Consider the following 21,439-nt stretch of genomic DNA (forward strand, 5'->3'; position numbering starts at 1 on the left):
ACCTCACGCATTACATCGCGAGGTGTCTGCTCGAGTCCGGTGGCTTCAGACCGGTTCTACACTCTCAATTACGATGAGCCCGATTGGGTGTGAAAGTATCTCGTGCACGTTCATGTCAGGGCTGCTCTCGAAGTCTTGTGGAAGTGTCATTCAGCACCGGTCGGCTCGATGCCGCCTACAGCGTATCGCGACCACGGATGTGCAATTTGACGCTCCGTCACCCAATTCTCCCCAACGCTTGACAGAGCGACCATTGTCGGTCACTCAAGCGGGCCCTAGGATTAGGAGAATCAGTCGGACAGGCGAATCGAGCATGAGTCGTCCGATTCACACGTTCGCCCATGTCAAGGGTGACTAGAACGTGTATGCAACTGACCAATTCACAGTGGCATGCTGCGCAAACAACTCGGCAACGCAAACAGCACCGGCACCCAACACACCCACTCCCGCACGAGATGCAACGAGGCGGCTCAAAAGAAGGGAAGTAGATATGACAATCGGTCGTGATCCCAAACCTGAAAACGACAGCGACTCTGATAGGCGCCAAGCCGAGCTGGTCGGTGACGAAACCTCAAGCAACGAACCGTTGACACATTCATCCGACACAATCGGCAAACCAACTGACGGCGGACCCCGTTTCGTATCCTTGCCTCGTTTCCGAGGGTCCCGGATTGCCGCGCTAGATCGAAACATCATTATGGTTTTGCCGCCGATTCTTATCATTGCGGTCGTGATTGCCGTTACCGTTAGCCCTCTCGGTTCAGCAACGGTCATCGACTCGATACGCACCTTTGTGACTTCCAACTTCACATGGCTGTTCATCGTCTACTCGCTCGTCGCGGTGATCCTTTGCTGCTGGGCAGCGTTCAGCAAAGTCGGTTCAGTGCGCCTTGGAGGTCCGACTGCTCGTCCAGAACACGGAAAATTCGCTTGGTACTCGATGCTGTTCGCGTGCGGTCAGGGCATCGGACTCATTTTCTGGTCAGTCGCGGAGCCGATCCTTTTGAGGGAAGGGGTGCCAGTCGTCCCAAAGGGGGACTTTACAGCCCAAGGTGGGCTTGTGTGGACATATTTCCATTGGGGGCTCACCGCATGGGCCATGTATTGCCTAGTCGCTCTTTGCCTTGCGTACTCGCATCACAATCTCGGGAAGACACTGACCTTTCGAGAAGCCGTAGTCGATATCTTACCGTTGCGCACCCGTCGCACCGCCGGGGTCATTGTCGAACTACTCGCAATCATCGCAACTGTTCTCGGTCTCGCGACCTCGTTTGGCTTTGCAGCTCTCCAATTCACTTCTGGCCTCTCATCATTCACAGGGATAACGAGCAATGCTGCAGTCTGGCTCATTGTCATTGCCGTACTCGGAGGTCTGACAATGGTGTCAGCATTCCTCGGCGTCAACAAAGGAATGAAACGAGTCAGTGAGGCAAATTCAATACTCAGCATTGCCTTAATGGTAGGAGTCCTGGTATTCGGACCCACCATCTTCATCCTCTCAACGATGACCCAATCATTCGGCTCGTTCATTTCGAATTTCGTCCCAATGAGCTTCTGGACGGAAGCTCAGGCCTCAGCAGAAGCGTTGCCCAGCTGGCAGGATGCTTGGAACGGACCTTGGACAGTCTTCATTTGGTGCTGGGTCATCGCCTTCTCACCATTTGTCGCAGGGTTCATCGCACGAATATCCCGCGGCCGCAGTATTCGTGAATTCGTCCTGGGAGTCACCATCGTCCCGTCCTTGATCGTCATGGTGTGGGTGGCGATCTTAGGGGGCGCGGCGGTCTACTACGACGATGCGTCGAAGGGAGCAATCTCAGCTGATGTTGCTGAAGACACGTCTACCGGTCTATTTTCCATGATTCAAGGCGTTCCAGTAGTCGGTGGCATTCTTCTGATAATCGCAACTGTATTGGTGGCGACCTATTATGTCACGAGCCTGGATTCAGGGACTTACGCGCTCTCAGAGTTCGTCACTGCTCCAATGAAGTCCGGCCCATGGTTTCGAGTAGTCCTTGTTGCAAGCATAGGCACTGTAGCTGTCGTCCTGCTCACTGTCGGTGGCACTTCTGTGGTCGACACAGTCCAGACGGGCACCATTATCGGCGCTTTTCCTTTCACGTTCGTCCTCTTGCTCATGTTCATGAATCTCGTTCGACGACTACGTGGGCGCAACGCGCGGACCGAGCAGGAAGAAATCGCGATCAACTACGCTTCACATCTTCCGGAAGATGACCACGTTGACAAGAATGGGATCCCTCTTGATGACGATGGGCAGAAGTAGATCGGCGATGAAGTGTAGTTGCCCTTGTACACAATTGCGACCATGAAGACGATAGAGGACGGGATAAAACTTGACTGTATACATGGAAGAACTAGACGCCTTCACGTACTCAGAAAAGATCAGAGCTGGCGCTCCTGTGCTTATACCTGCGGGTTCGATCGAACAGCACGGTCGACACATGCCACTGCACGTCGACACCATTCTTTCTCGGAGGATCGCAGGAGAAACCGCACGTGAGGTCGGGGCCGTTGTCTCAGCCCCAATCACCTACGGATATAAATCTCAGCAGAGGTCGGGAGGCGGCAATCATTTGCCGGGTACAACTAGCCTCGACGGCGAAGTCGTCACAACGATAGCGAAGTCTCTAGTAAATGAATTCGCTCGCCACGGCGCAACAAACATCTGTTTCATAAACGGCCATTTTGAGAACTATCAGTTCTTGTATGAAGGTGCCGATCTAGCACTCCGAGAATTGAAGTCCGCCGGCGTCGAGGACTTAAGGATAATGCTTCTATCCTACTGGGATTTCGTCGACGATGCCACAATCGACAGGCTATACCCCGACGGGTTCGCTGGGTGGGATCTCGAGCATGGCGGTGTGCTAGAGACCTCGCTAATGTTGCATCTCTTCCCCGAGCAGGTTGATATGACCAAAGTCGACGACGGCCCTCCGGCCATATTGCCAAATTACGATATTCTTCCCGTCCGTCCCGAGCTCACTCCTGCATCAGGATGCCTCTCGTCCGGCGCTGACGCCACAGCGGAAAAAGGCAAGCTGCTTCTACAACACGCGAGTGCTCGAATGAGTGCTGCGATCACAAACGAATTTGGGCTATAAGCACATGCGGTAGTGGCACGAGCTCGCCCAATGGGTAGTGAGCAGTTTTCGAATAGGTACAACTCCTGGTGGGTGTGCAAGCGTCCGAACGGGCCTTCACATCGGTTGGTCAACTATTGCGACATGTCAACGAGTAGTCCTATTTCGCGCGAAACGTCATGATCGCCGCAACCGAGGCGTTGCGGCGATCATGAGGATATGTAGTTTGGCTCTTCGGTCAGGAAAGCTCGGGGTGCGGAAGCTCCCTGAGCTTCCGCCTACCTGCTCGACACGCGTCCGAAGAGATTCGCGATCGGGGCGAGCAGCAGCGGCCTGGCGGCGAACCAACCGGCCACGACCACGACCATCGCGATGAGGAACCAGATGAGACCGGCCCATCCGACCACGTCCGTGCCGGCGAACATGTACCCGAGGTTCTGTCGAAGTCCGGTCGTGAACACGAGGAACACGTGGACGAGGATGAAGAACACGAAGAACAGCATCGTCGGGAAGTGGATCGCCCGAGCCAGCGGCGCCGGGTAGATCTTGTTCAGCGTCGAGGCGTCCTTCGGCCACCATTCGCTCATCCGCACACCGGTGATCGCGGCCAGCGGAGCGGCGATGAACACGACTATGAAGTACATCAGCTGCTGGAGCGCGTTGTAGTTGACCCACGCATCTTCCATCGGCCATTCCATCGTGGCGTACTGCAGCGCCGCCGACAGAGCGTTCGGGAAGACTTCCCAACTGGTCGGCACGATGCGTGCCCAGTGTCCGGAGACGAAGAGCAACACGACGAAGACCACACCATTGGCCAGCCACAGCAGATCGAGGCTCGTGTGCAGCCAGAGGTTGATGCTGATCTTCTTCCCACCGTTCTTCGGCGTGTAGAACGCCGGCGGTTTCTGCTGGTGACGCACCTGCAGACCCGAGCGGATGATGAGCACCATGAAGAAAATGTTGAGGAAGTGCGTCCACCGCACCCAGCCCGGGAAGCCGGGATCGACGAAGTCCGGGATGTGGTATTCGCCCGGGTAGCGTTCGAGGAACTCCGGCACGCCCGGCAGGGTCGTGACTCCGCGCGCGGCGAGGATGAGGATCCCGGCTGCGACGATGAGTCCGCCGAGTCCCAGCCCGACGAGTTTGGACCACTGCCCCAGCGACTTCGAACCGATCATGATCGGTTCCTTCTTCGCTGCAGGCTTCGCCGAGGCAGTACTGCCCGAACCCGAAGACGTGGCCTTTGCGGCCGGTGCCGTCTTCGCGGCCGGCTTGTCCGCGGTGCGTGCCGCGGCCTTGTCGTCGTTCGTCGCGGCGGGCTTGGCCATCGGCTTGCGCTGAGCGGGCTTGTCCGCGGTCTTCGCCGCAGGCTTCGCCATCGGCTTGCGCTGAGCGGGCTTCTTCTCGGCTTCGTCAGATTTCTTCTCCGACGCAGAGGCGGCTCCCGCACCAGCGACCGCCGCACCTGCAGCGGCTCCCGCACCTGCGGCTGCCGCCCCGGCACCGACACCACCGATTCCGGTGCGTCGACCCTGTGGCTTCTTCTCGCCTGATTCGTCACCGGCGGCCGGCTTCGAATCCTGCTTCGTCTCAGCCGTCGACTGAGCATCATCGGCAGGCTTGGCTGCCTCAGCGGGTGCTGCGGCGGCGGCCTGTCCGGCGCCGGCGGTCTTCACTGCCGTTGCCGGAGCGAAGCCTTCCGGAGGCCAGGGGTCTCCCCCGGCGGTGCGGGGAAGTCCACGACGCAGCGGAACATCGGAGAGCTCTCCCGAGCCCGAGCCGCTTACGGCAGCTGCGGCCACACCGGCAGCACCTGCGCCGGCCGCGGCGGCTGCCGCGGGAGCAGCGGACGAGGACTCGGAAGTGGAATCGGCTGCAGTGTCGGCCGAAGGAGTTTCGGCCTGAGCAACGGTTTCCTCTGCGGTGCTCTCGGCAGGCGCAGCCGCTGCCGGAGCAGCACCGGCGGTCGAACCGCCTGCGGCCTTGGCTCCGGCGGGTGCGAACCCTTCCGGAGGCCAAGGATCTCCGCCTTCGACGCGCGGCAGACCGCGACGCAGCGGAACTTCGGCGGCGGGGGCAGATTCAGCAGCCGGAGCGGCGGCAGTTTCTTCTGCAGTCGACTCATCGTCGGAGGCAGAGGCGGCGACGGCAGCGCCAGCTACGGCACCGACTCCAGCCGTTGCTGCGGCGGCAGCCGGGGCAGCCGAGGACTCTTCGTCCGACTCGACGGACGCTGACTCTTCGGCAGCTGGCTCTTCGGAAGCGGGGGCTTCGGCCGACACTGCGGGCGCAGCAGAAGCACCGGTGGCCTTGGCTCCGGCAGGAGCGAGACCTTCCGGAGGCCACGGCTCTCCGCCCTCGACGCGCGGCAGACCACGACGCAGAGGTACTTCGGCCGCAGGAGCGGCAGGTTCAGCGACAGCAGATGCATCCGCCGAATTCTCAGCATCGTCGTCACCGGCCGCGGCAACACCCGCAGCGCCAGCGGCGACTCCGGCAGCACCGGCACCCGCGGCGACGGCAGCACCGGTCGAGGAATCAGAAGAATCATCAGCCGGTTCCTCGAAGGAATCCTCAGCTGTTTCCTCAGTCGAGCCCTCGACGGAGTCCTCCGCGTCGGCGGAAGCGACGGTCTCCGTCGATTCCTCAGCCTCGGTCACATCGGACTCGGCCGCCTCGGCGGGGGAACCTTCATCCAGTTCCTCCGTGTCGGATGTCTCCGGCAGCCACGACGCGCCCTCTTCCAAGGGTTCGCCGATGGTGCCCTCCGGGGGCCAGGGGTCTCCGCCTTCGACCCGGGGCAGACCCGAGCGCAGCGAACTGGAATAGGTTGCCATATCAGGACTTGTTCTCGTTCAGTGATTCGATGGCCTGCGGAACGACCTTGAACAGGTCGCCGACGACGCCGAAGTCGGCGATGTCGAAGATCGGCGCCTCGGCGTCCTTGTTCACGGCCACGATCGTCTTCGAGGTCTGCATGCCCGCCTTGTGCTGGATCGCCCCGGAGATGCCGAGAGCGACGTAGAGCTGCGGGGACACGGAGACACCGGTCTGACCGACCTGGTGCGACTGGGCGATGAACCCAGCGTCGACCGCGGCACGCGAAGCGCCGACAGCCGCACCGAGGACGTCGGCGAGTTCGCCGACGAGCTCGAAGGATTCCTCCGAGCCGACGCCGCGACCACCGGAGACGACCTTCTGCGCACCCCGGAGCTCGGGGCGCGAGGAGGTCTCGACGATGGGTTCGAACGCGGTGACCTGGCCGGCGCGCTTGCCGGAGTCGGTGACGGAGAGGACCTGCGAGTTCGCGGCCTGGGCCTCTCCGCGGTTCTCGATCGCACCGAGGCGCACGGTGATGACGGGGGCGCCGAAGGTCGGGGCCGACTGGGCGGTGTAGCCGCCGCCGTAGACCGAGTGGTCGGCGACGATGCCCTCGGAGTCGCGGCTCACGCCGATCGCGTCGACGGACAGCGCCGAACCGGTGCGCACGGCGAAGCGGCCGGCGAGGTCGCGTCCGTCGATCGAGTTCGGGACGAGGACGGCGTCGGGGGCGGTGAGTTCGGCCGCAGCGGTCAGCGCGTCGACGGCGAAGGTTCCGAGCGCGGAGTTGCCGTCGGGCACCTCGGCGACGAGCGTCTGCACGGCACCGAGCGAGGCGGCCTTCTCAGCGGCTGCGTCGCCGGTTCCGGCGGGGGCGATGATGAGGGCGACCGGGCTTCCGATCGCGGCGGCACCGCCGAGGAGTTCGGCGGCGGGCTTCTCGAGTGCGCCTTCGGGATCGACCGTCAGGGCGACGAGGATGGTGTCCTGGGGGAATTCAGACATGGGTGATCTCCTTAGGCCAGACGGTTCTTGATGAGGAATTCGGCGAGCTCGGCACCGCCGTTGCCGTCGTCGACGACCTTCTCACCGGCTTCGCGCGGGGGCTTCTCGGCGACGGTGACCATGATCGAGCGAGCCCTCGACTGGTCGGCGGCGTCGATGTCGAGGTCGGACAGGCCGATGACCTCGAACGGCTTCTTCTTCGCGGCCATGATGCCCTTGAAGTTGGGGAACCGGGCTTCGGGAAGCGCCTCGGTGATCGAGATGACCGCGGGCAGCTCGGCCGTTACCTGCTGCTGGCCGCCGTCGACGGCGCGGGTGCCGGAGACGGATCCGTCGGTGATCTCGACGGCGGAGAGGTTCGTCAGGTGCGGCAGGTCGAGGTGCTCGGCGAGCATCGCCGGCAGCAGTCCCGCGTTGCCGTCGGTGGAGATGTTGCCGGTGACGACGAGGTCGTAGCCGCCGCGGCGGATCGCTGCGGCGAGCACCTCGGCGGTGAGGCCGAGGTCGGCGCCGAGGAGTTCCTCGTCGGCGATGTGCACGGCGTCGCCGGCGCCCATCGCCAGGCCCTTGCGGATCGTGGCCGTGGCACCGGAGGGGGCCATCGAGATGACGGTGATCTCGGTGCCGTCGTGGCCGTCGGCGTAGGAGAGTGCGACTTCGAGTGCGCGCTCGCCGATCTCGTCGAGCACGGCCTCGGAGGCGGCACGATCCGCCAGACCGGTCTCGAGATCGAGTTTGCGATCCCCGTACGTGTCCGGGACCTCTTTGACCAACACAGCGATCTTCAACGTGGCTCCTTATTCGTGACGCAGGTCCGCCGCCTGGCAGGCAGGCCTGCTGCGAGTCGTCTCTGACCATAATCTACAGTTCAGAAACTGCCGTCTGGTAGTCAGGTTCGCGCGGAACCCGACGGTGCTCCGCCCTCCATGGTACGTGGTGGAGACCACACCGCCGACAGCGGGTCGCCCCGTCGAACGGCGGATCGCTCGTACTGAACGAACGATCACTTAAGTGTACGTGGGATCGAGGTCCCGTGCACCCCTGAGCTCACGGATCGTCGTCATCCCGCCCTCGCCGAGGCGGTCGATCCTCTCCGCGCCCGCACCCCATCCGCCCCGGACTCACCCTCGTCCGCCCTAGAATGGTGTCCACCCACCGCACCAGCGACAGCGCATCAAGGAGCACCCGTGTCCTTCGACCTCGACGACATCGACCGCAGCATCGTCGCCGCGCTCGTCGAGGACTCGCGCTTGAGCGTCCGGCAGCTCGCCGAACGCGTCCACATCTCCCGGTCGGCGGCGCACAAACGCTTCACCGCGCTCATCGAATCGGGGGCGATCAAGGGCTTCACCGCCGAGGTGGACCGCACCGCCCTGGGCATGTCCGTGACCGCGGTCGTCGTCGTCAAGATCGGCGAGCGCCCCTGGCCCGAGGTGCGCGACGAGCTCGCCGAGCTGCCCTTCGTCGAGAAGGTCCAGGCGGTCAGCGGCGACATCGATGCTCTCGTCACGGTCAACGCCCCGGACAACACCGCACTCTCGCAGGTCATCCTCCGCCGCATCCACGAGGTGCCGGGCGTGACATCGTCGCGGTCGCTGCTCATCCTCGACGAAGCCGAAGGCCACCGGCCCGGCGCCCACGGCTGAGAGTCGCTGAAACCCCCGGAGCGACGACCGTCGCCTCCCGTCGGATGCAGTGAATCGGCAACACCTGCAGCGACCGGAGGGCACGGCGCAATACGTCGGCTCCGAGGGTTCCGTGCGAATGAAACAGTGAGGCCTCGGGACGGAACTCCAAGCAGGTGTGTCAACTGCCGGCGAGCCCGTTGGCCTCATAGGTCAGCCTAACCTAACCATCCGACCGCCGCAACAGATTTCTTCCACCGTGACACCGTTGCCAAACGTCCACCCCGACCGCCTCGAATCGTGCACACCGTCCACCTTTGGCGCGACGATCGGCGCCCCCGTCCGTGACGGTTCCCAGGGCCTGGATCGGTGATCGCGGTCACGTCATCATGAGGTCATGACCATCGACGTTCCCACCACCGGCCGCGCGCTGCCGCAGCTGCAGCCCCTCAGCTTCATCGGCCCGGACGGCAAGCCCACCGACACCGACACGAACGGGCTGGAGATCCCCAGCGACCGCACCCTGGCGGGCCTCTACCGTCAGATGGTCCTCGTGCGCCGGTTCGAAGCTCAGGTCACCCACCTCACCCGGCAGGGACGCCTCGCCACGTATCCGTCCGCCGCCGGTCAGGAGGCGTGCGAAGTGGGAGCGACGACCGCCCTGGCACCGAACGACTGGCTCTTCCCTACCTACCGCGACTCCGCGGCGCTGCTCACCCGCGGCGTGCCCGTCGGCGAGATCCTCGCCGCCTTCCGCGGCGAGTGGCACTGCGGCTTCGATCCGCAGGAATACCACACCTCACCTGCGGCGACGCCGTTGGCGACGCAGACTCTCCACGCTGCCGGATTCGCGATGGCGTCCAAGCTCAAGGGCCGTGACGCGTGCACGCTCACCTTCCTCGGCGATGGGGCGAGCAGTGAGGGCGACACCCATGAGGCCTTCAACTTCGCCTCGGTGTGGCAGACGCCGACGGTCTTCGTCCTCCAGAACAACCAGTACGCGATCTCGACCCCGCTGCGCGAGCAGTCGAACGCGACGATGCTCGCCGACCGCGCCGCCGGCTACGGCATGCCCGGCATCCGCGTCGACGGCAACGATGTCGCCGCCGTGTTCGCCGCCGTCACGGCAGCCCTCGAACGCGGCCGCGAAGGCGACGGCCCCACCCTCATCGAGTGCCTCACCTACCGGATGGAGTCGCACACGAACTCCGACGACCCCACGAAGTACCGGGACGCCGAGGAGGTCGAGCACTGGAAGCAGTACGACCCGATCACCCGCCTCGAGGCCTTCCTCCGCTCCCGCGGCGTCCTCGACGACGCGAATGTCGCAACGATCGCCGAGGAGGCGGAGACCCTCGCCGCCTCCGTCCGTGAGGCGATGAACACGGAAGCCGAGATCGACCCGACCGAGCTCTTCGCCTACGTCTACGCCGCCGAGCGCACCGCGCTCATCGAGCAGCAGGGCCAGCTCGAGGCCGAACTCGCAGCACTCGCAGGATCCGAGGCATGAGCGTCGAGACCACGGACACGACCACGACACCGACGGGCACGGCCCCCGCAGACTCGGCGCCCACGGACTCTGCGCCCACCTCGGTGACCATGACGAAGGCCCTCAACCAGGCGCTGCGCGATGCCCTGGCCGAGGACGAGAACGTCGTCGTCTACGGCGAGGACGTCGGCCGCCTCGGCGGGGTCTTCCGGGTCACCGAAGGACTGCGGAAGGAATTCGGACCGGAACGGGTCTGGGACTCCCCGCTCGCCGAGTCGGGGATCGCGGGCACCGCGGTCGGCATGGCGATGGCGGGGATGCGCCCGGTCATCGAGATGCAGTTCGACGCGTACGCCTACCCCGCGTTCGAGCAGATCGTCTCCCACATCGCGAAGATGCGGAACCGCACGAAGGGTCGAGTCACCCTGCCGATCACGATTCGCATCCCCTACGCTGGGGACATCGGCGGCGTCGAGCATCATTCGGACTCCTCCGAAGCGTACTGGACCTCGACCCCGGGTCTGACCGTCGTCACCCCGTCGAATCCGGCCGACGCGTACTCGCTGCTGCGCGAATCGATCGCCTCCGACGACCCCGTGATCTTCATGGAGCCGAAGTCAAGGTACTGGATGAAGGACAGGCTCAGCCTGCCCGTGACGACGGCCCCGATGAACCGCGCCGAGGTGGTCCGCGAGGGCACCGACGCCACCCTGCTCGCGTACGGGCCCACCGTGCGCACCGCGCTCGCCGCCGCCGAGGCGGGGGGCGAGCACGGACTGTCGATCGAGGTCATCGACCTGCGCACGCTCTCGCCGTTCGACGATGAGACCGTCTCCGATTCGGTGCGCAAGACCTCGCGCGCCGCCGTCATCCATGAGGCCGCGCAGTTCGGCGGATACGGCGCCGAGGTGGCCGCCCGGGTCACCGAACGCAACTTCACGTACCTCGCCGCCCCGATCCTGCGGGTCACCGGCTTCGACGTGCCCTACCCGTCCCCGAAACTCGAGGAGTTCTACTTGCCGACCGCCGAACGTGTGCTCGACGCCCTCGAATCGTGGGACTGGGAGCTGTGATGAGTGCCGTGACGAACGCGGGCGCCCGCGACTTCATCCTCCCTGACCTGGGAGAAGGCCTCACCGAGGCGGAACTCATCAGCTGGAAGGTCGCCGTGGGCGATACGGTCCACGTCGACCAGACGGTCGTCGAGGTCGAGTCTGCCAAGAGCGTCGTCGAACTTCCGTGCCCCTTCGCCGGGACGATCGTCGCGCTGCATGCGAATGCCGGTGACACCGTTGAGGCCGGTCAGGCTCTGCTCTCCGTCGCCGAGGCGGGTGCCGGGTCGGGTGGCTCTGCCGGGGCTGCGGGCTCCGGCGCTGCTGGGTCGGGTGCTGGGGGCACCGACGATGGGGCGCCTGCGACCGAGCCGCCGGCCGTCGACGACTCGGAGGATCCGGTCGGGGTCGAAGGCGGCGGCATCGAGGGCGGCGGCGCGAACCTCATCGGCTACGGCACCTCGGAGCCGAAGGCCCGGTCGGGGAAGAAGCGCTCGTTCGGCGCGAAGCGCGGTGGTGGTGCGACGAGTGCAGCCCCGGCCGTGCCTGCGCGTCCAGCCGCCTCCCCACCCGCAACCGCACAGCCGGCCTCCACCCAGTCCGCGGCTCCCACGCAGTCGGCAGGGTCGACGGCTACGGCAGGGTCGACGGCTTCGGCACAGTCTGCGACTTCAGCAGTCTCCACCCTGTCGTCCACGACCTCGCCGGTCACCTCGCCGATCGTCCGCCGGCTCGCACAGGACCACGGTTTCAGCGCGAAGCACCTGCGCGGTTCCGGCCCCGGCGGGGTCGTCACGCGGGCCGATGTCCTCGCCGCGATCGACTCCGGCGCAGGCTCCTCGGCTGCCGACGGCAGCGTTGCTGGCAACGCCGCTGCCGGTGCGACGAGCCCGGTCGGGCTGACGTCCGCTGGAACGTCCGGGGACAGCGCTCCTGCGGCGACCGCCTCGGCGAGCATGCCCACCTCGATGCCCACTGACAGCTCGATGCCCACCGACAGTACGGATCACGACATCCGGACCCCGATCACAGGGCTGCGGAAGGTCGTCTCCGAGCGGCTCTCGCAGTCGCGGAGGGAGATTCCCGAGGCGACGATCTGGCTCGACGTCGACGCGACCGAGCTGCTGCGGACGAAGAAGGCACTCGAGGCACGCACGGGTGAGAAGTACTCGCTGCTCGCGCTCGTCGCGCGGTTCGTCATCGCAGGTCTGAAGAAGTATCCGATCCTCAACTCCTCGATCGACACGGCCGCGAACGAGATCGTCACCCATGGTGACATCAACCTCGGCCTGGCCGCGCAGACCCCGCGCGGACTCATGGTCCCCGTCGTCCACGGGGCCGGCGAGATGAGCCTGCGCCAGCTGCGCGATTCGATCGGTGAGACCGTCGGCAAGGCCGCCACCGGGAAGTTCGCGTCTTCGGAGCTCTCGGGCGGGACGTTCACGCTCAACAACTACGGCGTGTTCGGAGTCGACGGATCGGCCCCGATCATCAATCTGCCCGAGGTCGCGATGCTCGGCCTCGGGCGGATCAAGGACCGCCCGTGGGTCGTCGACGGCGAACTCACCGTGCGCAAGGTGATGTATCTCAGCTTCGTCTTCGATCACCGTGCCTGCGACGGCGCCGAGCCGAGCGAGTTCCTCACCTTCGTCGCCGACTGCATCGAGAACCCCATCGCCCTCCTCCCGGAGGTGTGAGGGCTCCGCAGGTGTGAGGGCTCCGCGCCTCACGGCAGTCGCCGCCGGGTTTGGCAAGATGGGCGCATGACTCCCGGTCCTGATCCTGCCCGAGCCGAGCTGCTCGCTCTGCTCGGCGTCGTCGCCCCCTTCCGCCGCACGGTCGTCGCCCGCACCAGGGAGAAGGCCGGTCTCCCGCAGCTGAGCGAGGCGCAGGTCGAGGTGCTGCGGGCCGTCGACCGTTCGGGCACGGCCACTCCGCGGGAGATCGCCGAGCTGCTCGCGATGGCACCGTCGACGGTGAGCAATCTGCTCCGCCCCCTGCTTGCCGCAGAGCTCCTCCAACAGCTCCCCGTCCCCGGCGACCAGCGGTCGAAGTCCCTGTCCGTCACGGCTCTCGCCCGGGATCAGCTCGCCCGCTTCGACGCCGCGGCCGCCGAGGTCCTCTCCGAGGCCTCCGCCGCACTCTCGGCCGCTGACCGGGCGGTACTCGGTGAGGCGGCCGGAGCACTTGAGCGCCTCCTCGCCGAGGTGCGCGACCGCTGAGAGCCGTACAGCCACACGGCACACACTGACACGGTGCACCACGTCCCCACGGGTTGACCGCCCCCGCCTCCTCAGATAGTTTTGTTACAAAACTATCTGAGGAGGTTCATCCATGCGCACCATCGCTCTCGAAGAGCACTACGGCACCCCGGAACTGCTCGCCGCCACCGGCCTCGACGTCTCCTGGCTTCCCGGCCGCCCTGACCAGCGCCTCTGCGACCTCGGCGACGACCGGCTCCGGCGGATGGACGACGCCGGCATCGACGTCCAGGTCCTCTCGGCGGTGACCCCGGCCGTGCAGGAGCTGCCCGCCGACCGCGCCATCCCGCTGGCACAGTCGCTCAACACGGAGCTCGCGGAGTCGATCATCGCCGGCACCCCCGACCGCTTCTCGGGCTTCGCGACCCTGCCGACCGGCGACCCCGAGGCTGCCAGCCGCGAACTCGAGCGTTCGGTGCGCGAGCTCGGCCTCCTCGGCGCGATGATCCACGGCGCCACCGGCGGCGTGTTCCTCGACGATCCCCGATACGAGGGCCTGCTGCGCACGGCCGCGGACCTCGACGTGCCGATCTACCTCCACCCCGAATACCCGACCGACACGATCCGCACCGCCTACTACAGCGGCCTGCCCGGCAGCGTCGGTCCGGCGCTCGAGACCGCAGGCATGGGCTGGCACTTCGAGATCGGCCTCCACATCGTGCGGATGATCACGCAGGGCGTCTTCGATCGGATCCCGGGCCTGCGGATCATCATCGGCCACCTCGGCGAGGGCCTGCCGTTCTACTCCCAGCGCCTCGACGACTTCGTCTCCGCGCTCGACACCGACATCGCCCACCCCGTGAGCTGGTACCTGCGCAACCACATCTGGGAGACGACGAGCGGCTTCTTCTACGACGGACCGTTCACTCTCGCCGCCGAGACCTTCGGGCTCGACCGGATGATGTTCTCCGTCGACTATCCGTTCAGCGACAACACCCGAGCCCGGGAATGGTTCGACCGCCTCGATCTGAGCGAGACCGACCGTGCCGCGATCTCCCACTCCACCGCCGAGGCTGTCCTCGGGCTCCCGTCGACCCGGTAGTCACCGCCTGTGGGGCCGCGGCTGTCCGCACTGGCACCCTCAGCACGGTTCAGTGCGCGGTTCCTGGACGCTGAGTGTCGATTTCACTGCCACGGATCGGCACTCAGCGTCCGGAGAACGCGGCTGCGATCGAGCGCGCCCGGCACTCAGCGTCCGGAAGTCGCCCCGTAACGCGCTCGATCCACGCGAGCCTTCGCTGCGCGTGGATCGAACCGGTGATCCTCCGATACATGAGGGGAGGAGTCTCTATGCGGGCCGGCTCTCGTGGGCGATGCCGGAGTGCTCGTCGCCGTTGCCGTACCGCAGCAGGCGCAGGGCGTTGAGCACGACGAGGAACGTCGACCCCTCGTGGATGAAGACGACCGGCCCCATCTGCAGGCCGAGCAGGCTCGCGGGCACGAGGAAGCCGACGATGACGAGGGACGCGATGAGGTTCTGCCGGATGATCCTCGACGAGGCGCGGCTGAGCCGGATGAGGAACGGCACCTTGCCGATGTCGTCGCTCATCAGCGCCACGTCGGCCGTCTCGAGGGCGACCGCGGAACTCGCCGCCCCCATCGCCACGCCCACCGAGGCGTTCGCCATGGCCGGGGCGTCGTTGACGCCGTCGCCGACCATCGCCGTGTCGCCCTGCGCCGACAGCGTGCGCACCGTGGTCACCTTGTCCTCGGGCATGAGGTCGCCGCGCGCGGTGTCGACCCCCACCTCGGCGCCGATCGCATCGGCCACCCGCTGGTTGTCACCGGAGATCATGACCAGCTGATCGACACCGGACCCGCGCAGGGAGGAGATGACGGCCTTCGCCTCGGCGCGGGGAGCGTCCATGACGCCGAGGACGCCGAGGAACCTGCCTCCCCAGCGCACGACCATGATGGTCCGTCCGGCGTCCTGGAGGTCGCGGGCGAGCGTCTCGATCTCCGGGGTGAGATCGCCGGTGAACATCCGCAGGCTGCCGAGTTCGGCCTGCTGTCCGTCGATCTCGGCCCGCACGCCCTGGCCGGTGATCGATTCGACATCGGCGGCCTGCAGGCGCTGATCGGCGGGAACATCGGGCTCAAGGCCGGTGACGATCGCCGTGGCCAGGGGGTGGTCGACGGAGGATTCGAGGGCGAGCGCCACTCGGGAGAGCTCCTCGGCGGTCACACCAGGTGCGGGGGTGATGTCGGTGAGCCGGGGCTGACCCCAGGTCAGGGTGCCGGTCTTGTCGAAAGCGATCGACTTGACCTTGCCGAGCGTCTCGAGGGGACCGCCGCCCTTGACGAGCAGCCCTGCCCGGGCGGCGCGGGCGACGCCCGAGAGCACGGCGGCCGGGGTAGCCACGGCCAGCGCACACGGGCTCGCGGCGACGAGGACGAGCATCGCCCGGTAGAAGCTGTCGGCGAACGGTTCGCTGAGGACCAGCCAGCCGAAGGCGAGGACGACGAGGACCAGTGCGATGACGAGCGGGACGTACCAGCGCTGGAAGCGGTCGATGAAGCGCTGCGTCGAGCTCTTCGTGTCATCGGCCTCCCGCACCATCGTCACCACGCGCGAAAGCGTGGAGTCGGCGGCGACGGCGAGGACGACGACGTCGAGGGATCCTGAGCCGTTGACGGTGCCGGCGAAGACACGCGAGGTCTCGTCGATGCGGCCCGGATTGGCCAGCGCGTCCTCGCGGTCGGGCGCCGGGGACTTCTCCGCGGGGATGCTCTCACCGGTGATCGCCGCCTGGTCGACGGCCGAGTTCCCGACGAGGACGAAGCCGTCGGCCGGGATCCGCGCATGGGGTCGGACGACGACGACGTCGCCGATCTCGAGCTCCTCGGTGGGGCGTTCGACGACTTCGTCGCCGACGCGCACGAGGGCGAACGGGGGTGCGAGTTCGGCGAGTGCCTCGATCGACTTCTTCGCCCGGCCCATCGCGTACTCCTCGAGCGCGTGGCCGAGGGAGAAGAGGAAGAGCAGGACGGCGCCTTCGGCGAACCGACCGACGCTGGCCGCGCCGATCGCGGCGACGAGCATGAGGAAGTCGACCTCGAAGCGCCCGCGCATCACCGATCGGATCGCGGTGGCGAAGGTGAAGAAGCCGCCGAAGAAGTAGGTGGCGAGGAAGAGGGGGATCGCGACCTGGACGACGGGGGCTCCGGGCACGAAGTACTCGAAGATCGCACCGGCGATGTAGGTCACGCCTGAGGTGATGGCGAAGCCGAGCTCCCACGCCGGACCACCGAGGTGGCCGTGCTCGTGATCGGCTCCCTGCCCTTTCGTGTGGGTGTGCTTCTCGTCTGCACGCGTTGTCTGTTCCATGCCTTCATCATATGCACGTATATTTATATGTCAATATGTTGTGGCGGAAACATGTGGTTGGTTCCAGGAACCTTTGAGGGCGGTGCCGACCTACTCGTCGAGGAGGGCGGCGGCGTACATCGGACGGGCGGCGTCGGCGCTCGGCGGGTGGAAGAGACCGGCGGTCGCGTCCCGGTAGAGACGCGACGCCTCGTGGCTGGTGTCGAAGCCTCCTCCGCCCGTGCTCATCAGGGCGATCTCCGCGGTGCGGCGGGCCACCTCGGCGGCCTTGATCCGGGCGGCCACGAGACGCAGCGGCCATCCGGAGCCGTGGTCGACGAGGTCGTCGAAGTCCCGGGAAAACGCGTCGATCATCGCGGGCACGGCCTGGAAGTCGAGGTGGGCGTCGGCGAGCCGCGCCCGGGTCTCGGGCACCTCGGCGAACGAGGTGCCCGACTTCGCGGAGGTCCGCTTCCGCAGTCCGGCGGCCCCGATCTCCAGGGCACGCGCGGCCACTCCCGCGTAGACGGCGGCGATGAGGAGCTGGAAGTTGCTCGTGATCGCGAAGGTGAGCAGATCGGGGTGGCGGCCGGCGGGGATGATCCGGGAGACGCGGTCGGGGCGCATGGGCACGTGGTCGAGGATCGTCGCCCGCGACTGCGAGGCGCGCATCCCGAGGACGTCCCACCGGTCGGAGACCGTGATGCCGGGCGCGGTGCGGTCGATGAACCCGTAGACGAGTTCCCCGGCCGCCGGTTCGTCGGCGTCCGGGCCGGCGAGACCCTCGTCGTCGCGGGTCACCGCACCGTGGACGATGAGCCGCGTCCACACTGGGGAGAGCGAGGTGAAGATCTTCACGCCCGTGAGTTCGAAGCCGCCGTCAGCCGTCGGCACGGCTTCGGTCGTCGAGCCCTGGAGGACCCAGTCGTTCGAGGGTTCGGAGATGCCGAAGGCGAAGATCTCACCGGACATGACCTCGTCGAACACCCAGTTCAGCGAGTCGTCGCCGCGGTCGGCCAGGGCCTTGACGACGCCGGTGGTCATGAGGTGCATGTTGATCGCCAGGGCCGTCGCCGGGGCGGCCGCGGCCAACCGCTGCTGGAGCCTGGCGACCTCGAACAGGGTCAGTCCCGGGCCACCGTGGGAGGCGGGGACGAAGAGCGTGAGATAGCCGAGGGCTCTGAGCTCCTCGAGGTCCTCGTCGAAGAACGTGTTCTCCCGGTCGTAGACGGCGGCGCGTTCCCGGAACCGCTCGAGGGTCTCCTCGGGCAGGTAGCGCGCGGCCAGGTCGGCGATACGGGTCTCACGGTCGGTCATCGGTGCTCCTTGCTGGTGGGTGGTGACGCAGGACGATCGCCCCGTTGTGGCCGCCGAATCCGAACGACGTCGACAGCACGGTCTCCAGTCGCGCATCGTCGGCGAGGGCACGGGGCTGATCTGCGACGATGTCCCAGCCGTCGAATTCCGGTTCGCCGAGGTTGATCGTCGGCGGCAGCGTCCGTGTCCTCAGCGTCTCCACCGCGAGGACCGCTTCGACGACGCCCGAGTCACCGAGGAGGTGCCCCGTGCTCGACTTCGTCGCGCTGATCGGGATCCTGCGGGCGGCCGCCCCGAGCGCCGCGTCGAAGGCGGCGAGCTCGGCCCGGTCGCCGGCGGGAGTGCCTGTGGCATGCGCGTTGATGTGGTCGACGTCTCCGGGCCTCAGGCTCGCATCGGCGAGTGCCTCGACCACGGCAGCCGCGGCGCCGCGTCCCTGCGGGTGCGGGTTCGTCGGATGGTGGGCGTCGCTCGCAGCTCCGAAGCCGGCGAGTTCGGCGAGAATCTCAGTGCCGCGCGCTCTCGCGCTGTCTGCCGATTCGAGGAGGATCGCCGCAGCTCCCTGACTCATGACGAAACCGGTGCGGTGCGAGTCGAAGGGTCGGCTCGCGGCGCTCGGATCGTCCTCGTAGCCGGCGGCGAGCGCCCGCATGTTCGCGTTCGAGGCGAGGTTGACCGGTCCCAGGCAGTCCTCCATCCCGACGACGAGGACGGCATCGGCGTATCCGTGGCGGATGCGCCGCATCCCTTCGCCGAGGCCGATCGCCCCGGATGCGCACGTCGCCGACACTCCCTGCGCGGGTCCGCGGATGTCGTGGCGCTGGCTGATGAGCGCGGCGGCGGAGTCGGGGGCGCCGTGGATGGCGAGGGTGAGCGGGACGCCGCGGGGGCCGGAGGCGTCGAGGGCGCGGGTGGCCTCCTGCATCGCATCGACCGGGCCCGAGCCGGTGGCGGCGATGACCGCGACCCGCGACCGGTCCCACGGCAGCTCCTCGGATGGGGCAGGGAGTCCCGCGTGCGTGAACGCCTGGTCGGCGGCCGCGATCGCCCAGTGCTGGACCGGGCTGAGTCTGCGGGCGAGAGCCCGGGGCAGGACCGCCTCGGCGTCGAAGTCCCTGATCTGCCCGCCGATGCGCACGGCGAGGTCGGCGAACTGCTCGCCGGTGAGGACGTCGATCGCGCTGCGGCCACCCCGCACGGAGTCCCAGAGCGTTCTCACGTCGAGTCCGCTCGGGGTGATCGCACCCATGCCGGTGATGGCGACGCGGCGATCGGTGGTCACAGTCGTAGTCCTTGTCCGTCCACGATGAGGTCAACGATTTCGGCCCGCCGGATCTTCCCGCCGACCGTCCGCGGCAGCCGATCGAGGACGAAGAATCGGCGGGGCACGAACTGCGGGGCCAGGCGCGACCGGGCGTGGGCCAGCAGGGCGGCCTTGCCGATGCCCTCACCGCCGGCTTCGATGACGAGGGCGACGATGCTCCCGAGAGCGGCATCGGGCAGGACGATCGCGACCACCTCGCCGAGGCGGTGCCCGCCGGCCGCATATCCGTCGAAGGCGCGTTCGACCTCGGGCAGGGACACCTTGTGCCCACCGGTCACGGCGATGTCACCGGCCCGTCCGGCGAGCTGGAGGCGACCGTTCGACATCCGCCCCTGGTCATCGACGGTTGCCCAGCCGTCGGGACCGCGCAGCACCGCCTCGGTCGTGCCGGTGACATAGCCGTCGGAGCACGCGGCGGCGAGGATCCACAGCGTCCCGAGTTCGCCGTCGGGCACAGGATGCCCTGATTCGTCGCGGATCTGTGCCCCGATCGTCGGGTAGATCTCGATCCACGTGCCGTCCCCGTCCCGGCTGTCGCCGATGAAGCCGATCTCCGCGGCACCGTAATAGCTGATGAGGCGGGTGCGGGGAAGTACCTCGCCGAGGCGGTCGCGGATGGCAGCGGGCAGGTTCGCGCCCCCGGTGACGACAAGGTCGAGACCGACGAAACGGGCGGGGTCGCGGTGGGCCGCCTCGGCGAGGGCCTTGACGACGGCGGGAACGGCGACGATGCGGGTGATCGACTCTTCGTTGATGCGGGCGCCGAGGGTGAGGGGTTCGAACTCGTCGGCTAAGTGGATCGAACCGGCCGTCGCGAGGCTCTCGATGACGGCGTAGAGGGTGAGGCTGTACGAGACTGGGCCGGGGGCCAGCGTGACGATGCCCGGCAGCGGTTCGAGGTGGGCGGCGGAGACGGCGACGTTCGCGCGGTACTGGTCGCGGGTCTTGATGAAGGCCTTCGGGTTGCTCGTCGTCCCGGAGGAGAAGAGCATGAGGAACGGTTCGGCGCCGTCCCGGACTGTGGGGGCAGGCAGCGGGGTCTGCTGGGCCTGCGCCGTTCGCGTACGACGGTCGACGGCGTCGGTGAAGGCGGCGGAGGAGATGACGGTGCCGGTCCAGCCGGTGGCGGCGAGCGCCTCGGCGAGGGCGGGGGAATCGCTGATGACGAGCCCGATCCCGGTCACGGTGATGACCCCGACCTGATGGTCGAGCGGCCAGCGGGGGTCGATGGTCGCAGAGACCGCCCGGAAGCCGGCGAGCCCGGCGATGATGCGAGCGGTGAGGAACGCCGAGGTGAGGCTCACGGCCGTGATCGGGATGCCCAGGGTCTCGGGCGCGGGTGCCGGCGGGGTCTCCTGCGCACGGTGGAGGTCGTCGACGGCGGCGAAGAGGGCCTGCGAATCGGCGACGAGCTCAGCGTAGGTCAGTCGTTCGTGCGCACCCGCGATCGCGAGTCGATCGGGGTGGGTGCGAGCGGTTTCGAGGATGGTGGCGGTGATCGGCACGGGCAGACTTCCGGGTGAAGACCCAGGTCAGGGGGCTTTGGCCGGGACGGGGCTGCTCGTGAGGGTATTCGGGTCGGCGACGATGACCTCGGCTTCGGCGATGGGGAGGACGACGCCCATCGGGTCGGTCAGGCCGGCCTCGGCGTAGAGCCGTGAAACGCGGGTGCGCAGGGAGCGCATGATGAAGATCGCGACGATGGGGATGAGGACGATGATGACGACCGAGGTGACGCCCACGGCCAGGGACACGGAGTTCGCGACGCCGTACATCGGCAGGCCGAAGAGGCCGAGGGCGGCGCCGAGGATCGCCAGCGCGCCGAGCCACACGAGGACGAGCGTGATGCGGCTCCACACCGCGTCGAAGCGGCCGATCTCCTCGTCGAGGACGTCGAAATCGGAGAGTTTCGGGCGGCGGGTGGTGGGGAGTTCGCGGTAGATCCGCTCCCCCGGATCCTCACCCTTCGACCACTGCCGGATGACTTTGCCCTTGCCCGTGATGTGCCACTGAGATGTCCACTCGTCACTCATAGTCGGAAGTCTAAAGGGTCGAGATGACCGGTCAATTGACAGCGGTGGATCCGCGGGCGGGGAGCTGCTCGCTACGGGGAGCGCTCGCACCACCGAGCGCAGACA

General features: G+C 66.8%; 16 protein-coding genes. 8 read left to right on the top strand and 8 right to left on the bottom strand.

Annotation, left to right across the window (positions count from 1 at the left end; all coding sequences use genetic code 11):
• Positions 1-490: 490 nt before the first annotated feature.
• Complete coding sequence (locus AAHA49_RS13675) at positions 491-2,284, top strand: BCCT family transporter (protein WP_342038676.1); 1,794 nt, start codon at positions 491-493, stop codon at positions 2,282-2,284.
• Positions 2,285-2,366: 82 nt separating this feature from the next.
• On the top strand, positions 2,367-3,122 hold the full coding sequence (locus tag AAHA49_RS13680) for a creatininase (protein WP_339391155.1): 756 nt from the start codon (positions 2,367-2,369) through the stop codon (positions 3,120-3,122).
• Positions 3,123-3,379: 257 nt separating this feature from the next.
• Here AAHA49_RS13680 and AAHA49_RS13685 read toward each other — a convergent pair whose 3' ends face one another.
• From AAHA49_RS13685 to AAHA49_RS13695, 3 genes are read right to left on the bottom strand one after another with little or no spacing between them, the layout of a single operon-like run.
• Entirely contained in the window at positions 3,380-5,938 is a 2,559-nt protein-coding gene (locus tag AAHA49_RS13685; protein ID WP_339391154.1) for a cytochrome b/b6 domain-containing protein, read from the bottom strand.
• Position 5,939: 1 nt separating this feature from the next.
• Positions 5,940-6,926 carry an electron transfer flavoprotein subunit alpha/FixB family protein gene (locus tag AAHA49_RS13690; protein WP_339391153.1) on the bottom strand — a complete coding sequence of 329 codons (987 nt, stop codon included), beginning with the start codon at positions 6,924-6,926 and terminating at the stop codon, positions 5,940-5,942.
• Between the two features lie 11 nt (positions 6,927-6,937).
• Positions 6,938-7,714 carry an electron transfer flavoprotein subunit beta/FixA family protein gene (locus AAHA49_RS13695; RefSeq protein WP_339391152.1) on the bottom strand — a complete coding sequence of 259 codons (777 nt, stop codon included), beginning with the start codon at positions 7,712-7,714 and terminating at the stop codon, positions 6,938-6,940.
• 399 nt (positions 7,715-8,113) lie between these two features.
• Here AAHA49_RS13695 and AAHA49_RS13700 point away from each other — a divergent pair, with 399 nt between their 5' ends.
• From AAHA49_RS13700 to AAHA49_RS13725, 6 genes are all read left to right on the top strand, one after another.
• Positions 8,114-8,572, top strand: a complete 459-nt coding sequence (locus AAHA49_RS13700) for an Lrp/AsnC family transcriptional regulator (RefSeq protein ID WP_339391151.1) — start codon at positions 8,114-8,116, stop codon at positions 8,570-8,572.
• 376 nt (positions 8,573-8,948) lie between these two features.
• On the top strand, positions 8,949-10,061 hold the full coding sequence (gene pdhA, locus AAHA49_RS13705; RefSeq protein ID WP_342038677.1) for a pyruvate dehydrogenase (acetyl-transferring) E1 component subunit alpha: 1,113 nt from the start codon (positions 8,949-8,951) through the stop codon (positions 10,059-10,061).
• Positions 10,058-11,113, top strand: coding sequence for an alpha-ketoacid dehydrogenase subunit beta (locus AAHA49_RS13710; RefSeq protein ID WP_339391149.1), 1,056 nt, complete (start codon positions 10,058-10,060; stop codon positions 11,111-11,113). Before pdhA ends, AAHA49_RS13710 begins: the two co-directional genes overlap by 4 nt.
• Positions 11,113-12,789 (top strand): dihydrolipoamide acetyltransferase family protein, encoded by a 1,677-nt coding sequence (locus AAHA49_RS13715; RefSeq protein WP_339391148.1) that lies wholly within the window; start codon positions 11,113-11,115, stop codon positions 12,787-12,789. Before AAHA49_RS13710 ends, AAHA49_RS13715 begins: the two co-directional genes overlap by 1 nt.
• Before the next feature lie 66 nt (positions 12,790-12,855).
• The gene (locus AAHA49_RS13720; protein ID WP_339391147.1) at positions 12,856-13,314 is read left to right on the top strand and encodes a MarR family winged helix-turn-helix transcriptional regulator; all 459 of its coding nucleotides are present in this window, start codon (positions 12,856-12,858) and stop codon (positions 13,312-13,314) included.
• Between the two features lie 112 nt (positions 13,315-13,426).
• Entirely contained in the window at positions 13,427-14,395 is a 969-nt protein-coding gene (locus AAHA49_RS13725; protein ID WP_339391146.1) for an amidohydrolase family protein, read from the top strand.
• Positions 14,396-14,641: 246 nt separating this feature from the next.
• Here AAHA49_RS13725 and AAHA49_RS13730 read toward each other — a convergent pair whose 3' ends face one another.
• The 5 genes from AAHA49_RS13730 to AAHA49_RS13750 form a co-directional block, all read right to left on the bottom strand.
• Positions 14,642-16,681: a heavy metal translocating P-type ATPase gene (locus tag AAHA49_RS13730; protein ID WP_339391145.1), complete on the bottom strand. Its 2,040-nt coding sequence runs from the start codon at positions 16,679-16,681 to the stop codon at positions 14,642-14,644.
• 90 nt (positions 16,682-16,771) lie between these two features.
• Positions 16,772-17,977, bottom strand: coding sequence for an acyl-CoA dehydrogenase family protein (locus AAHA49_RS13735; protein ID WP_339391144.1), 1,206 nt, complete (start codon positions 17,975-17,977; stop codon positions 16,772-16,774).
• Positions 17,964-19,259: a beta-ketoacyl-[acyl-carrier-protein] synthase family protein gene (locus AAHA49_RS13740; RefSeq protein ID WP_342038678.1), complete on the bottom strand. Its 1,296-nt coding sequence runs from the start codon at positions 19,257-19,259 to the stop codon at positions 17,964-17,966. The genes AAHA49_RS13735 and AAHA49_RS13740 overlap by 14 nt, the downstream gene beginning before the upstream one ends.
• Positions 19,256-20,806, bottom strand: a complete 1,551-nt coding sequence (locus tag AAHA49_RS13745) for a class I adenylate-forming enzyme family protein (protein WP_339391142.1) — start codon at positions 20,804-20,806, stop codon at positions 19,256-19,258. The genes AAHA49_RS13740 and AAHA49_RS13745 overlap by 4 nt, the downstream gene beginning before the upstream one ends.
• 27 nt (positions 20,807-20,833) lie before the next feature.
• Positions 20,834-21,334 (bottom strand): hypothetical protein, encoded by a 501-nt coding sequence (locus tag AAHA49_RS13750; RefSeq protein WP_339391141.1) that lies wholly within the window; start codon positions 21,332-21,334, stop codon positions 20,834-20,836.
• Positions 21,335-21,439: the final 105 nt, after the last annotated feature.

Origin of the sequence: Brevibacterium ammoniilyticum, from assembly GCF_038429965.1 — a bacterium.
Classification (GTDB): Bacteria; Actinomycetota; Actinomycetes; order Actinomycetales; family Brevibacteriaceae; genus Brevibacterium; species Brevibacterium ammoniilyticum.

What these genes read in the sequence shown, in the direction of transcription:
- AAHA49_RS13675 (WP_342038676.1), top strand. Translation starts at nt 491, where the DNA reads ATGACAATCGGTCGTGATCCCAAACCTGAAAACGACAGCGACTCTGAT.
- AAHA49_RS13680 (WP_339391155.1), top strand. Translation starts at nt 2,367, where the DNA reads ATGGAAGAACTAGACGCCTTCACGTACTCAGAAAAGATCAGAGCTGGC.
- AAHA49_RS13685 (WP_339391154.1), bottom strand. Translation starts at nt 5,938, where the DNA reads ATGGCAACCTATTCCAGTTCGCTGCGCTCGGGTCTGCCCCGGGTCGAA.
- AAHA49_RS13690 (WP_339391153.1), bottom strand. Translation starts at nt 6,926, where the DNA reads ATGTCTGAATTCCCCCAGGACACCATCCTCGTCGCCCTGACGGTCGAT.
- pdhA (WP_342038677.1), top strand. Translation starts at nt 8,949, where the DNA reads ATGACCATCGACGTTCCCACCACCGGCCGCGCGCTGCCGCAGCTGCAG.
- AAHA49_RS13710 (WP_339391149.1), top strand. Translation starts at nt 10,058, where the DNA reads ATGAGCGTCGAGACCACGGACACGACCACGACACCGACGGGCACGGCC.
- AAHA49_RS13715 (WP_339391148.1), top strand. Translation starts at nt 11,113, where the DNA reads ATGAGTGCCGTGACGAACGCGGGCGCCCGCGACTTCATCCTCCCTGAC.
- AAHA49_RS13720 (WP_339391147.1), top strand. Translation starts at nt 12,856, where the DNA reads ATGACTCCCGGTCCTGATCCTGCCCGAGCCGAGCTGCTCGCTCTGCTC.
- AAHA49_RS13725 (WP_339391146.1), top strand. Translation starts at nt 13,427, where the DNA reads ATGCGCACCATCGCTCTCGAAGAGCACTACGGCACCCCGGAACTGCTC.
- AAHA49_RS13730 (WP_339391145.1), bottom strand. Translation starts at nt 16,681, where the DNA reads ATGGAACAGACAACGCGTGCAGACGAGAAGCACACCCACACGAAAGGG.
- AAHA49_RS13735 (WP_339391144.1), bottom strand. Translation starts at nt 17,977, where the DNA reads ATGACCGACCGTGAGACCCGTATCGCCGACCTGGCCGCGCGCTACCTG.
- AAHA49_RS13750 (WP_339391141.1), bottom strand. Translation starts at nt 21,334, where the DNA reads ATGAGTGACGAGTGGACATCTCAGTGGCACATCACGGGCAAGGGCAAA.